Source organism: Streptomyces sp. NPDC059003 (assembly GCF_042740445.1).
Lineage (GTDB): Bacteria > Actinomycetota > Actinomycetes > Streptomycetales > Streptomycetaceae > Streptomyces.
Window position 1 is genome coordinate 1 of sequence record NZ_JBHYJH010000203.1, and the last position, 14,479, is coordinate 14,479.

Consider the following 14,479-nt stretch of genomic DNA (forward strand, 5'->3'; position numbering starts at 1 on the left):
GCCGCTACCGCGGCGGCTTCATCTCCCACCCGCCCGCCCGTTTCCACCCCGACGCCGGGCGAACGCCCCCAGCGGGGGCCCGGCACCATCGGCGCCTGCGGCCCGGTGGCACCATCCGCCGCTACCGCGGCGGCTTCATCTCCCACCCGCCCGCCCGTTTCCACCCCGACGCCGGGCGAACGCCCCCGGTGGGGGCCCGGCACCATCGGCGCCTGCGGCCCGGTGGCACCATCCGCCGCTACCGCGGCGGCTTCATCTCCCACCCGCCCGCCCGTTTCCACCCCGACGCGGGGTGGACGCCCCCGGTGGGGGCTCGGCGCTGTCGGCGTCTGCGGGTTCGGGGGCATAGCGGCGACGCCCGCCCTGGGACGTCCGCCCATGGGCGGGTGGGCGGGGAGAAGCCGCCGCGATAGCGGCGGGACGTGCACCCATGGAGCGGCCGGGTGTGTGGGCAGGACCGGCACCCATGGGCGGGTGGGCGGGGCGTGTGGGGCATGGGCGACGGGCTCAGGCGGGGCACACAGGGCGGCCAGCCTCAGCCGGGGGCTACCCATGGACCGTCGAAAACTGGCGGGGGCGCGGCCAGGGCGGTCACCCATGGGTGGGTGGGCGGGAAGATGCCGTCGCGATAGCGGCGGGGCGTGCAGCCATGAGGGGGCGGACACAGGCGGGGGCACGTACAGAGTGGTCGGCCCGGGCGGCGGGGCGTGTGGGCAGGGGTGTTGCGCACAGGCGGGGTGCGGGCAGGGGTGGTTGCCCTTGGGTGGGGGGTTAGGGGGTTGGGGGGGCTGAGTTTTTGTTGTTGGGGGTGGGTGGGGGGTCGTCCGTCGTGGCGTACCAGGCGCCTGCGCCTACCGCGGCGGCCAGGACCGCGCCCGCCGCGCCCAGGGCGATGCGGCGGCGGCGCGTAGAGGCGCGGTGGCGGGCCGAGCCGGGGCGGACGGAACCCGTGGCACGGGGAGCGCGGGCGGTGCCGCGGGCGCCGCCCGCCAGCTCCTCCGGGCCGGGCACACGCATGGACGTGTGGGTGTCCCGGTTGGCGTCCGCGGGCGCCGCCCCGGGCACCAGGGGGACGGCCCCCCGCCGCGGGGGCTGCTCACGCGGCTCGGGCGCCGCCTCCTCGTGCGCGTCCTCGGCCTGCACCTCCGCGTCCGGCTCGTCGACGTCCAGCGGCGGCATGCCCGCAAGCAGCGGAAGCTGCTCACGCAGGCGCGCGGCCAGCTCGGAGGCGCGCAGCCGGGAGGCCGGGGCCTTGGCGAGGCACTGGACCATCAGCTGCCAGAGCTCGTCGGGGATACCGGGAAGGGGGACCACGGTCTCCGTGACATGGCGTCGCAGGACCGCGCCGGGGTGCCCGCCGCCGAAGGGCGTGAAGCCCGCGAGGAGCTCGTAGAGGACGGTGGCCAGGGCGTAGATGTCGACCGCGGCGCGCGGGGGCAGGCCCTCGATGATCTCGGGGGCCAGGTAGTCCGGCGTACCGATGATCTTCGTGGCGCGGGTGCGCCGCGGGGAGTCGATCAGCTTGGCCACGCCGAAGTCGGTGAGGAGGGCGGGGTGGGAGCCGCCGGGGCCGAGGGCGCCCTGCATGTCCAGGAGGACGTTCTCCGGCTTCACGTCGCGGTGCACGATGCCGGCGGCGTGGGCGGCGGCCAGGCCGTCCGCGACGTCCGCGACGATCGCGACGGCGGCCTCCGGGGCCAGGCGGCGCTCGCGCTCCAAGCGGGTGCGCAGGTCGGTGCCGCGGACGAGGTCCATGACGAGCGCGAGGTCGTTGCCGTCGACCACCAGGTCGTGGACGCCCACCACGCGCGCGTGGTCGAGGCTGAGCAGCGCCGTGCGCTCCTGGACGAAGCGGCCGACGAGCTCCTGGTCGGAGGCCAGGTCCTCGCGCAGCAGCTTGATGGCGACCGGCCCCTCGGGCCCCTCGCCGAGCCACACCGTGCCGGCGCTGCCACGGCCCAGGATCTGATGGGCGGTGTACCGGCTGCCGATCTTGCGTGCCAAGACTGCTCCTACGGATGTGTGTTGGCGTCAAAAGTACGCGGCCATGACGCCAACCTTCACTCCGGGAGCGGAAATCACCCCACAGATGTCGACAAATCCCCAGGGTCACTGTGGTGTTGCCGGACGGCGGGCCCCCGCCGGGGCCCGTCTCAAGGGCTCAGGTCCTCAGGTTCCTGAGGACCTCAGGTCTTGATCTTCGAGGCCCAGTCCGACACCTCGTTGTAGACGTCCTTGAGCTGTTCCCAGTAGCCCTTCGTCGTACCGATCCAGTCCTGGAGCGGGCTCAGCTCCCAGACCAGCCAGCTCGCGACGAACAGGATGACGAGCACGACCAGGCAGCCCTTCAGGCAGCCGAGGCCGGGGATCTTCGTCGGGTTCGCGCTGCGCTGGCGCCGCTGACGGGGCTCGGGCGGCTGCGGGGCCTGCGGCTGGGGCGCGGGGGCGGGGGCCTGCGGCTGCGGCGCGTACGGCTGCGGCTGCATCTGCTGGGGCTGGTGCTGCGGCGCGTACGGCTGGGGCTGGTGCTGAGGGGCGTACGGCTGCGGCTGGCGCTGGGGCTGCGGCTGCGCCTGGGGGCGGGCGACCTGGCGCTGCGGGCGGCGGCGCAGGGGGTCCTGGCTCGGGTCCAGATACTGGACCTGCGTCTGGTCGTTCCGGTCGCGGGCCGCGCGCATCTGGTTCTGCCAGGGGTGCGGCTCGTCCGGGTTCGCCCCGTGCTGGCCGGGGCCCACGGGCGGCATGACGGCCGTGGGGTCGGCGGCGCCCTGGGGGCCGCCGGGTCCGCCGGGTCCACCGGTGTGCGGCATGACGCTCGTCGCGGCGTGCGGGTCGTACCCGCCCGACGTGTTCGGCAGGACCTGGGTGGGGTCGGCCGCGCCAGGGGTGTCCGGCACCGGCGCGGGGGCCGGGTCGGGCGCGAGCAGCGCGGCCACGCCCTCCGCGGCGGCGATCTGCGCGGCGGACGCGTGCACCCCGATGCCGTCCGCGACGGTGCGCAGGGCGCGCGCCAGGTTCTCGGCGCTCGGGCGGCGGTCCGGGTCCTTGCTCAGGCAGCGCTCGATGATCGTCCACAGCGGGTCGGGGACGGTCGAGGGGCGGCGCGGCTCGGCGCTCAGGTGCTGGTGCAGGACTTCGAGCGCGGAGCCGCCGGAGAACGGCGGGCGGCCCGTGACCAGCTCGTACAGCAGGATGCCCGCGCCGTAGATGTCGACGGCGCTCGTCTGCGGGCGGCCCTCGGCGGACTCCGGCGCGACGTACGCGGGCGTGCCGACGAACTCCTGGGTGCGGGTCAGGCCCGGGGAGTCGGCGAGGCGGGCGATGCCGAAGTCCGTGAGCATCGGGTGCATGCCGTCGGCGTCCTGCTTGACCAGGACGTTCGCGGGCTTCAGGTCGCGGTGCACGACGCCGTCCGCGTGGCTCGCGGCCAGCGCGTCGGCGATCTGCGCGGTCAGCAGGGCCGCGGCGGCCGGCGTGAACGGGCCGTTCTCGCGCAGGTACTTGTGCAGGTCGGGGCCCTCGACCAGGTCCATGACGAGGGCGAGCAGATCGCCCTCGACGACGAGGTCGCGGGTGCGCACGATGTTCGGGTGCGTCAGCCTGAGCAGGACGGACCGCTCCCGGAGGAAGCGCATCACGACGTCCGCGTCGTTGGCGAGCTCCTCCTTGAGGACCTTGATCGCGACGGTCTCACCGGGCTGGCCGGGAACCGCCGCCTCGGCACCCGCGGTCTCCCGCTGGCGGGCTCGCCAGACGGTGCCCGTGGCGCCGCGCCCGAGCGGCTCCTCGAGCAGGTACTTGCTGCCTACCGGCCGCACGTCATGCGCTCCCTGCTGATCTGGCTGGTCTGTGGTCCTGGTCGGTCGTCGCCCTGAAGAGGCGTTCCGACCCACTCTAGTGCCGTGGAACGGGGCACCGGTCGATGATCTTGCACCCGGCCGGCGGCCGTCACGGACCTTTGTTCGCAAGGAAGACGCGTGACCAGCGCGGTTGGTTGCCGCGGGGGCGGAAAGGCCGCTGCCGCGGGTGCGGGAAGGTGGTTCCCACGGGGGTGGGGAGGCGGTTGTGGCGGGGGCGGGGAGGTGGTTGCGCGGGGTGGGGTGGGGCGGTTCCCGCGGGTGCGGCGGAAGGCGGTTCCCGCGGGTGTGGCGGAAGGTGGCTCCCACGGGGTGACGGAAGGGGATTCCCGCCGGTGCGGCGAGGTGCGGGGCGGCTTCTCCTTCGTACGGGCGCGTCCGTTCCTGCGCACATTCCTTGGCACTTTTCGGAGCAGAGCCGACCAATCAAGATCACTTACGGGTGGGGGGCGGGCGTGTTGTCAGTGGCAGGTGCGAGGATGCTTCTCGTACTGGCCGACGTGCCCGTGTGCGGTGGGGGGAATCACAGCGCGAGCCCCGTGCCGGGCGCCCAGCGCAGAAGGGACCGCAGACCGCGATGCAGATCCGGCTGACCGTCCTCGGGCCGCGTGGCGGCCAGGCAGACCAGACAGGGCCGCACGCCCGTCCCGCCACGGCCTGCGACGTGCTGGTCACCGCCCCCGCCGGGACCGCGCTCGCCGCGGTGGCCTCCGGCCTCGCCGCCGCTGTCGCGTCCGGCGACGGCCCCGCCGTGCTGTACGCGCAGTCGGAGCGGCTCGACCTCCAGCGCTGCACGCTCGGCGAGCCCCCGCTGGTCGACGGGGCCGTGCTCTCCGTGGGCGCCCCCGCCGAGCCGGGCCCCGAGCTCGCGGACGCGGCCGCCCGGCTGCACGTGGTCGCGGGCCCCGACGCGGGCGGCGTGCACCTGCTGCACGGCGGCCAGGTCCGCGTCGGCCGCTCCGCCCAGGCCGACGTGCCGCTGGACGACCCCGACGTGTCCCGGCTGCACTGCGCGGTCACGCTCGACCCGGACGGCCGGGTGACGGTCACGGACCTGGGCTCGACGAACGGCACGACGGTGGACGGCCGCGCCGTCACCGACCGCCCGGTGCGGCTCACCTCCGGCTCCCTGCTGCGCATCGGCGAGTCCATGCTCCGGCTGACCACGGGCAGCGGCACGGGCGGTGCCCTGGCGTCGGCTCCGGACGGCGAGGGGCACGTGCGCGTGCGGGTCGCCTCGGGTGACGGGGGTGCGGGGACAGCTTCCGGGGGCGCGGGGGTGGCTGGTGCGCCCTTCTCCGCGCCTGGTGCGGCCGGTACGTCCAGTGGGTCCGCGTCCGCGGCCACGGGGGCGGAGGCGCCGAGGCCTTCGGGGGCCTCGGGCGCCTCGGGAGTACGGGACGGCGCTGGCGGGGTTTCCGACGCGACGCAGCATGCCTACGGGGCGGCGGGATGGGGCGCGGCCGGAGGCGGCGGGGAGGTTCCCGTGGTGCCGCAGCAGGGCGGGGCGCCCGAAGCGGAGCGGCACCGGGCGGGCACCCCCGCGCGCGGGACGACCGTGCCGCGCGGCCTGCGCAAGCGGGGCGGGCTCTCGGCGTGGGCGCGGCGGCTCGCCGGGGGTCGCGACGAGGAGCCCGAGCACTCCACGGCCGCGGCCGACGAGGCGTACGAAGGCCATGAGGCGACCGAGACGCCCGGTGTGCCGCACGGGGGCACGGCGCTGGACCCGCGCGAGCGGGTGCCCGAGGTGTGGCCCGACGCGGCGGCGCTGCTCCTGACGGCCCTCGGCCCCGGCACCCGGCTCTGGGAGCGCGGCCCCGGCCACCCCGAGGCGCTGGCCGTGCGGCTCGGCACGGTGGACCGGGCGATGCCCGGCGACGACGGCCTGCTGCCCGCCGTGCCGGTCACGGTGAGCCTGCGGGAAGCGGGGGCGCTCGGGCTCGCCGGACCGCGCGAGCGGCTCGCGGGGCTCGCCCGTTCGGTGCTCGCGCAGCTGGCCGCGCTGCACTCCCCCGCCGACCTGGAGATCGTCCTCATCAGCACGGACCGCGCCCGTACGCCGCGGGAGCGCGCCGACGCCTGGGCCTGGCTCGGCTGGCTGCCGCACCTGCGGCCCGCGCACGGCCAGGACTGCCGCCTGCTGCTCGCCCACGACCGCGACCAGGCCGCCGCGCGCACGGACGAGCTGCTGCGCCGCCTGGACGAGTGCGCCCCCTCCGCAGAGGGGCCCGACGCGGAGGCGGTCCACCCGCGCACGGTCGTGGTCGTCGACGGGGACCCCGGGTCCGCGGCGCTGCGCGAGGCCACCGTGCGGCTCGCCCGGGACGGGGCCCGGGCCGGGATCCACGTCGTGTGCCTCGCCGAGACCGCGGCGGCCTCGCCGACCTCGCCGGTGTCGGACACGTACGACGCGGCCTGCTCGGTGACGCCCGCGTTCCGCGCGTGCGGGGCGGCGGCGCTGCTCAGCGGTGACGTGGCGACGGCCCTGTGGGTGCTGCGCACGGCCGACGGCGAGCCCGCCGGGCACGGCACCCTCGCCGCGGTGGACGGTGTGTCGGCCGCGTGGGCCCTGCGGTTCGCGCGGGCGCTCGCCCCGCTGCGGCCCGACGGGACGGGCGAGGGCGACGGGCACGCGCGCGTGGCGGCGCCGCTGCCCCAGGCGGCGCGGCTCCTGGACGAGTTGGGGCTCGCGCGGGCCACGCCCGCGTCCCTGATGGCGCGGTGGGCGGCCGCCGCGGACGACGCGCAGGCGCTCGGCGGGCGCGTGTGGGCCGTGCTCGGCGCGGGGGCGCGCGGGCCCGTCGTCGCCGACCTCGCCGCCGACGGGCCGCATCTGCTCGTCGAAGGCCCCCCGGGCAGCGGGCGTACGGAGCTGCTGCGGTCCGTCACCGCGTCCCTCGCCGCCGCCGAGCGGCCCGACCGGCTCGGCATCGTCCTGATAGACGGGCGCGACGGCGGCGGCGCGGCCGGTGGGGGTGCCGGTGGCGGCGAGCGGCAGGGTGACGGGTTGCATGTCTGCACCGACCTGCCCCATGTCACCACCCACCTCGCGGTCAACGACCCCGTGCGCATGCGGGAGTTCGCGCAGTCCCTCACCGCCGAGCTCAAGCGCCGGGCCGAGCTGCTCGGGCGGCAGGGGTTCGGTGAGTGGCACACGGGGCGGGAGGTTTCGGGGCGGATGGTCGCGCAGCGGACGCCTGCGCCTGCGCCTGAGGCGGCGGGCCAGGCGGGTTCCACAGGTTCCGGGGGCTCGGTCGGCTCCGTGGGCTCGGCGGGCTCGGCGGGCTCGGCGGGCTCGGTCGGCTCGGTCGGCTCGGTGGGCTCGGTGGGTGACTCCGACGGTGGTGGAGTGGGCGGCGGTGACCTCGACGCGCCGTCGAGTTCCACGCTGCGGTTGCGGCCCGCCGCGGCCCGGCCCGAGCCCGGGCCGCCCCTCGCGCGGCTCGTCGTGGTCGTCGACGACTTCGACGCGCTGCTCGCGCCCGCGCTCGGCGCGCCCGGGCGGCCCGCCGCCGGGTCGGTCGTGCGTGCCCTCGAAGCGGTTGCCCGGGACGGGGAGCGGCTCGGGGTGCACCTGGTGGCGGCGGCGCGGAGTGCTGGGCGCACGGCCGGTACGGAGGTGGAGCGGCAGGCCGGTCTGCGGGTCGTGCTCGACGCCGTGGGGGGCGGGGTGGAGGACCCCGCCCCGGGGCGGGGTGTGCTGCGCGGGCCCGACGGGAGGGGGACCGCCTTCCAGGCGGGGCGGGTCACCGGGCGGATTCCTCGGACGGCGACGCTGCGGCCCACGGTGGTTCCGCTGGAGTGGGAGCGCATGGGGGATCCGCCGGCTCGGCGGCCTGTGCGGGAGTTGGGGAACGGGCCTACGGATTTGGCGTTGCTTGCGAGTGCGCTTGAGCGGGCCGCGCGGTCCGTTTCCGCGGAGCGGGTGGGGTCCCTGCTCTAGCGGTTCCTCTCCCACCCGCCCGCCCGTTTCCAGCGTCCCGCGGGGTGACCGCCCCCAGCGGGGGTTCCCCGCCGTCGGCGGCGCATGGGGTGGGTGGGGTGGATCTCGCCGCGGAGCGGGGGCGTATCGGGGGCGGGTGCGGGCCGGTGGGGGTTTCCGCCGCTACCGCGGCGGACTTTTCCCACCCGCCCGCCCGTTTCCACCCTGACGCGGGGCGGGCGCCCCCGGTGGGGGCCGGTCGCCGTCGGCGGGTGCGGCGGGGACGGTTGGTAGTGGGTGGGCGGGCGGGGTGAAGGCGCCGCGATAGCGGCGGTACGTGCGGACACGGACAGACCGAACGTGACGGTTCGTCACAACGGGATCACAATCCGTTGGTTGACAGTGTTGGGCGTCTTGCTGGGGTCCTCGGGCGGGCGTACACCATGCGGAGCGGGACTTGCCGGGACGAGAGAAGAGAACGGGGCAGCTATGCGCAGCACTCGTACACGCACTCTTCGTACACGGATCGTCGCCTCCGCCGCCGTCGGCGCCCTCGCGCTGGCCCTCAGCTCCTGCGGCGGTGACGACGACAACGACAAGGGCAAGGACGGCGGGGAAGAGAAGGGCGGGAAGGGGAGTGCCGCCTCCGTTCAGCTGCCCGAGCTCGACGGCGCGAAGGTGTCCGTGGCCGCGGTGTGGGGCGGCGCCGAGCGCAAGGTGTTCCTGCGGGTCCTGGACGAGTTCGAGAAGCGCACGGGCGCGAGCGTGTCCTTCGTACCCGCGCAGGACCCGATCATCGGCTTCCTGGAGTCGAAGGTCGCGGGCGGCGAGCCGCCGGACGTCGCGATGCTGCCGCAGGTGGGCGCCATCGAGCAGGCCGTGGAGAACAAGTGGGCCAAGCCGGTGGGGGCGGCGGCGCAGAAGGAGCTCGACGAGAACTACGCCCAGGGGTGGAAGGACCTCGGGGCCGTGGACGGCAAGCAGTACGGGGTGTACTTCAAGGCCGCCAACAAGTCCCTCGTCTGGTACAACACCAAGGTCTTCGAGAACGCGGGCGCCAAGGAGCCCAAGACGTGGGCCGAGTTCCTGAAGACCGCGCAGAGCGTCTACGACTCGGGCGTGACCCCGCTGTCCGTCGGCGGCGCGGAGGCGTGGACCCTCACCGACTGGTTCGAGAACATCTATCTCTCCCAGGCGGGCCCGGAGAAGTACGACCAGCTCGCCCAGCACAAGATCAAGTGGACGGATCCGTCGGTCAAGCAGGCGCTGACCACGCTGGGCGGCCTGTTCGGGAAGAAGGGGTTCGTGGCCGGGGGCGCGGACGGCGCGCTGCAGACCGAGTTCCCCGCCTCCGTGAAGCAGACGTTCACCGGCGGCGAGCAGCCGAAGGCGGGCATGGTGTTCGAGGGCGACATGGTGTCCCTCGCGATCGCGGAGACCAAGGCGAAGGTGGGGACGGACGCCAAGGTGTTCCCGTTCCCGGCCGTGGGGGACGAGCCGCCCGCCGTGGTGGGCGGTGACGCCGCCGTCGCCCTGAAGGACAGCAAGGGCGCGCAGGCGCTGCTCACGTTCCTGGCGTCGCCGGACGCCGCGAAGATCTGGGCCGAGGCGGGCGGCTTCGTGTCGCCGAACAAGAACCTGGACCTCGAGGCGTATCCGAACGACGTCCAGCGCGGCATCGCCGACGCCCTGGTCAAGGCGGGCGACGACATCCGCTACGACATGTCGGACCAGGCCCCGCAGTCCTTCGGCGGCACGCCCGGCAAGGGCGAGTGGAAGGCGCTGCAGGACTTCCTGAAGAACCCGAAGGACGTCGCGGGCACCCAGCAAACGCTGGAGGACGCGGCCGCCAAGGCGTACAAGAAGGGCTGACGTGGCCGCCTCGGACGCCGGGGGTGCCGCGGCGGTGCCCCCGGCCCGGCCGACGCCGCGCACGACCGCGACCGGCCCGCGCGGGTCCGGTCCCCGCAGGGGCGTGACCGGGACGCGCAGGACGATCGCGGCGCTGTTCCTGCTGCCCGCGCTCGTGCTGCTCGGCGCGCTCGTGCTCTACCCGATCGGGTACTCGGTGCTTCGCAGCTTCTTCGACAAGGGCGGCGACTTCACCGGCCTCGGCAACTACGAGACGATGTTCGAGGACGACGGGATCAGGACCGCCGTCAAGAACACAGCGTTCTGGGTGGTGTTCGCGCCCATCGTCACGACCGCGCTCGGCCTGGTCTTCGCGGTGCTCACCGAACGGGTGCGCTGGGGCACGGCGTTCAAGCTGGTCGTCTTCATGCCGATGGCGATCTCCATGCTGGCGGCGGGCATCATCTTCCGGCTCGTGTACGAGTCGGACCCCGACCGCGGTGTCGCCAACGCCGTGTGGGTGGGGGTGCACGACACGTTCGTCGAGTCGTCCCACTTCACGCGCGGGCACCCGGGCGCGCGTTCGCCGCTGAAGGACGCGGGCGGCGGCGCGTTCGTCACGCGGGAGCCGGTGCGGGCCGGGGAGCCGGTGCTGCTGCCGCTCACCGGGGTGCCGCCGGACCAGATGCCGGACAGCGCGAAGTCCGCGCGGGCCGCGCAGGCGGAGCCGGGCAAGGTCACCGGCACGGCCTGGCAGGACTTCACGCGCGGCAAGGGCCGCGGGAAGCTCAACGCGCCGGACGCCGTCGAGTTCGGCTACCCCGGCATCAAGATCGAGGCGGTGAAGGGCGGCGAGGTGGTGGCCTCGACCAAGGCCGCGGCCGACGGCACGTTCGCGCTGCCGAAGGAGGCGGACGGGGCGCTCCTTCGCTATCCGGCGTCGAACTTCCGCGAGCCGTACAACGGCGTGAAGTGGCTCGGGCCGAGCCTCATCACGCCCGCCGTCATCGGCAGTTACGTGTGGATGTGGGCCGGGTTCGCGATGGTGCTCATCGCGGCGGGGCTCGCGAGCGTGCCGCGTGAGCTCCTGGAGGCGGCGCGCGTGGACGGCGCCAACGAGTGGCAGGTGTTCCGTCGTGTGACGGTGCCGCTGCTCGCGCCCGTGCTCGCGGTCGTCCTGGTCACGCTGATGATCAACGTCATGAAGATCTTCGACCTGGTCTTCGTGATCCCGCCGGGCTCGTCGAAGGACGACGCGAACGTGCTCGCGCTCCAGCTGTACAACTCGGCCTTCACCGACCGCGACGCGGGCGTGGCGAGCGCCATCGCGGTGCTCCTCTTCCTGCTGGTGATTCCGGTGATCCTCTTCAATATCCGGCGGATGCGGCGGGAGGAGCGGCGATGACCACGCACTCGGGGCTCGGGGCGGCGCCGCCCGTGCGGACCGTCAAGGCGAAGCAGTCGCTCGGTGAGCGGATCGCCGCCGTCCTCAGCGGGACCGCGCTGCGCGTGTTCCTGATCGTCGTCGGCCTGTTCTGGCTGGTGCCGACGTTCGGGCTGCTCCTCGGCTCGCTGCGGACGTCGGACGACATGTCCGAGAGCGGCTGGTGGAAGGTGTTCGGGGCGCCGTCCCAGCTGACGTTCGAGAACTACAAGAACCTCCTCGAGGACGAGACGATCACCGACTCGATCCTGACGAGCGTGACCATCACGGTCCCGGCGACGCTGCTCGTGGTGGTCATCGGCTCGCTCGCCGGGTACGCGTTCGCGTGGATGGAGTTCCCGGGCCGCGACTGGTGGTTCCTGGCCGTGGTGGGGCTGCTCGTGGTGCCGGTGCAGGTGGCCCTCGTACCGGTGTCGAAGCTCTTCGGCGAGCTCGGGATCTTCGAGACGACGACGGGTGTGGTGCTCTTCCACACGGCGTTCGGCCTGCCGTTCGCGATCTTCCTCCTGCGGAACTTCTTCGCGGAGATCCCGCGTGAGCTCCTGGAGGCGGCGCGGCTCGACGGCGCCGGTGAACTGCGCCTGTTCGTCCGCGTGGTGATGCCGCTCGGGGCGCCGGCGATCGCCTCGCTCGGCATCTTCCAGTTCCTGTGGGTCTGGAACGACATGCTGATCGCGCTGATCTTCGCCGACGCGGGCAGCCCGCCGATCACGGTGGCGCTCCAGCAGCAGGTGCGGTTCTTCGGCGACAACGTGCAGATCCTGGCGCCGGGCGCGTTCATCTCGATGGTGATCCCGCTGGCCGTGTTCTTCGCGTTCCAGCGGCAGTTCGTGTCGGGGGTGATGGCCGGGGCGGTGAAGTGACGCCGTGCGGTGACGAGGGGGACGCGATGAGGTGACGTACGTAAACCGCGTGCCCTTCAAGATCCCCCGTCTGTCGCATCCGGCGTAACCCGGTCACCCCAACGGACGTTTTCGGGCAGTATGCCCGCGCCGACCCATGGATGTGCCGTGCCCCGGTTCAGTGTCATCGTCCCCGCGTACAAGGTGCAGGCCTATCTGCACGAGTGCCTGGCGTCCGTACTGGAGCAGAGCTTCACCGACTTCGAGCTGATCGCTGTCGACGACTGCTCCCCGGACGCGTGCGGGGCCATCGTCGACGAGTGGGCGGACCGGGACCCGCGGGTCAGAGCCGTCCACCTGAAGGAGAACGTGGGCCTCGGGCCCGCCCGCAACGCCGGCATGGAGCACGCCACCGGCGACTACCTGATCTTCCTCGACGGCGACGACACCCTGACGCCCGGCTCCCTGGAGGCGATCGCCGAGCGGCTCAAGCGCACCGACGAGCCGGACGTCCTGGTCTTCGACTACGCGCGCACGTACTGGTCGGGCGAGGCCGCCCGCAACCAGCTCGCGCACCTGCTCGCCGAGGACGGGGGCGCCCCCTTCGAGCTCGCCGACAGGCCCGCCCTGCTCCGCCTGCTCATGGTCGCCTGGAACAAGGCGCACCGCCGCGAGTTCGTGGAGCGCGAGGGCTTCGCGTTCCCGCACGGGTTCTACGAGGACGCGCCCTGGACGTATCCGCTGCTGATGTCGGCGGCCTCGATCGCGACGCTCGACCGGGTGTGCGTGCACTACCGGCAGCGGCGCCACGGCAGCATCCTGCACACGGTCAGCCGGGGGCACTTCGACATCTTCGACCAGTACGAGCGGGTGTTCGCGTTCTTCGAGCGGCGGCCCGACCTCGCCGCCGCGTGGCGGCCCATGATCTTCCGGCGCATGGTCGACCACCTGGCCGCGGTGTTCGCCCGGCCCGACCGGCTTCCCTCCGACAGCCGCGGCGAGTTCCTGCGCAAGGCCCGTGCCCACTACCGCCGTTACCGCTCCCCCGGCAGCCCGCCGGGTCTGCGCGCCCGGCTGCGGCACGTCCTGGTGCGGCTCGGCTCGCACCGCGCCTACCGGGCCTTCTCGACGGCCGTCCGGCTCTCGGCGGGGGCGCGGCGGGGTGCCGCGCGCGCCCTGCACCTGGTCAAGGGCGCGCTGCTGCGCCTGCACTACCGCGTGCAGCTGCGGCTTCCGGTGCGCGCCGACCGCGCGGTGTTCTCCGCGTACTGGGGGCACGGGCACAGCTGCAATCCGGGCGCCCTGGAGGAGGCGTTCCGCGAGCACGCCCCGTTCATCAGCACCGCCTGGATCGCGGCGCCCGAGCACCACCACACCGTGCCGACGGGCACGCGCAGGCTGACGCCCGGCACGGCCGCGTACTGGACGGCCCTGGCCCGCTCCAAGTACCTGGTGAACAACGTCAACTTCGACCGCCGCCTGGTCAAGCGCCCCGACCAGGTCCTGGTGCAGACGCAGCACGGCACGCCCCTGAAGCACATGGGCCTCGACCTCCAGGACCGTCCGGCGGCCGCGCGCGGCACGGACTTCGCCGCGCTGCTGGCGGGCGCCGACAAGTGGGACTACGTCCTGTCGGCGAACCGCCACTCGACGCTGGTGTGGGAGCGGGCCTTCCCCGCCGCGTACACGACCCTCGAGTACGGGCATCCGCGCAACGACCCCTTCCAGCGCGCCACCGGGGCGGACGTGGCCCGCGTCCGCGAGCGGCTCGGCGTGCCCGCCGGCACGACGGTGATCCTGTACGCGCCGACGCACCGCGACTACCGGCGCGCGCAGCGGCCGCCGCTCGATCTGGAGCGGGTGGCGCGGCGGCTCGGGCCCGGGTTCGTGGTGCTCGCCCGCTCCCACCACGCGTACGGCGGGGCGCTCGCCGCCACCTCCGGCCACGTCATCGACGTGTCCGGGCACCCCCGGGTCGAGGAGCTCTGCCTGGCGGCGGACGCGCTGGTGACCGACTACTCGTCGATCATGTTCGACTACGCCAATCTCGACCGGCCGATCGTGCTGCACGTGGAGGACTGGGAGGCGTACGAGGCCGCGCGGGGCTCCTACTTCGACGTGCGGGAGTGTCCGCCGGGGGCGGTGGCCCGGGGGGAGGACGAGTTGACGGACATCTTCGCGAGTGGGCACTGGCGGGGGTCGCGGTCGGCGCAGTTGCGCGCGGCGTTTCGGGAGCGGTTCTGTCCCCATGACGACGGGAGGGTCGGGGAACGGGTGGTTCGGCGGGTGGTGTTCGGGGAGGTGGGGCCTCGGGTGGTGCCGCTCTCGGAGCGTAGGCCTGCCCCGGCGGTGGGGGGTTCGGCTTCTTCCTCCCCGCCCACCCACCCCTCCATCGCCCTGCCGCGGTCGCCCTCCGACGCCGGGCAACCCCTCTCCGAGGGGTCGGCCCCCTAGTTCCCCCATTCGTATGGGGCTTCGCCCCTTTCCCCCATTTCGGCGCTCCGCGCCTCGTCCTCAAACGCCGGACGGGCTGGAATACCCGCACCCGGGGCGGGTGGGGGGG

7 protein-coding genes are annotated in these 14,479 nt (G+C 74.2%); 5 read left to right on the plus strand and 2 right to left on the minus strand.

The genetic code is table 11. The features are described from left to right. Positions 1 to 771 precede the first annotated feature (771 nt). Positions 772 to 2,004, minus strand: a complete 1,233-nt coding sequence (locus ACFWZ5_RS39760; RefSeq protein ID WP_384805152.1) for a serine/threonine-protein kinase — start codon at positions 2,002 to 2,004, stop codon at positions 772 to 774. Positions 2,005 to 2,186: 182 nt separating this feature from the next. Then, the gene (locus ACFWZ5_RS39765) at positions 2,187 to 3,818 is read right to left on the minus strand and encodes a serine/threonine-protein kinase (protein ID WP_384805150.1); all 1,632 of its coding nucleotides are present in this window, start codon (positions 3,816 to 3,818) and stop codon (positions 2,187 to 2,189) included. Positions 3,819 to 4,434: 616 nt separating this feature from the next. On the opposite strand from ACFWZ5_RS39765, the gene ACFWZ5_RS39770 reads away from it, so the two are divergent. From ACFWZ5_RS39770 to ACFWZ5_RS39790, 5 genes are all read left to right on the plus strand, one after another. Next, on the plus strand, positions 4,435 to 7,800 hold the full coding sequence (locus ACFWZ5_RS39770; protein WP_384805147.1) for an FHA domain-containing protein: 3,366 nt from the start codon (positions 4,435 to 4,437) through the stop codon (positions 7,798 to 7,800). Between the two features lie 468 nt (positions 7,801 to 8,268). Beyond that, a complete protein-coding gene (locus ACFWZ5_RS39775) occupies positions 8,269 to 9,651 on the plus strand; it encodes an ABC transporter substrate-binding protein (RefSeq protein WP_384805538.1) in 1,383 nt (460 codons plus the stop codon). 1 nt (position 9,652) lies between these two features. Next, positions 9,653 to 11,035 (plus strand): carbohydrate ABC transporter permease, encoded by a 1,383-nt coding sequence (locus ACFWZ5_RS39780; protein ID WP_384805540.1) that lies wholly within the window; start codon positions 9,653 to 9,655, stop codon positions 11,033 to 11,035. Beyond that, positions 11,032 to 11,937, plus strand: a complete 906-nt coding sequence (locus ACFWZ5_RS39785) for a carbohydrate ABC transporter permease (protein ID WP_384805542.1) — start codon at positions 11,032 to 11,034, stop codon at positions 11,935 to 11,937. Before ACFWZ5_RS39780 ends, ACFWZ5_RS39785 begins: the two co-directional genes overlap by 4 nt. Positions 11,938 to 12,084: 147 nt before the next feature. After that, the gene (locus ACFWZ5_RS39790) at positions 12,085 to 14,370 is read left to right on the plus strand and encodes a CDP-glycerol glycerophosphotransferase family protein (protein ID WP_384892084.1); all 2,286 of its coding nucleotides are present in this window, start codon (positions 12,085 to 12,087) and stop codon (positions 14,368 to 14,370) included. The last annotated feature ends 109 nt before the right edge of the window (positions 14,371 to 14,479 follow it).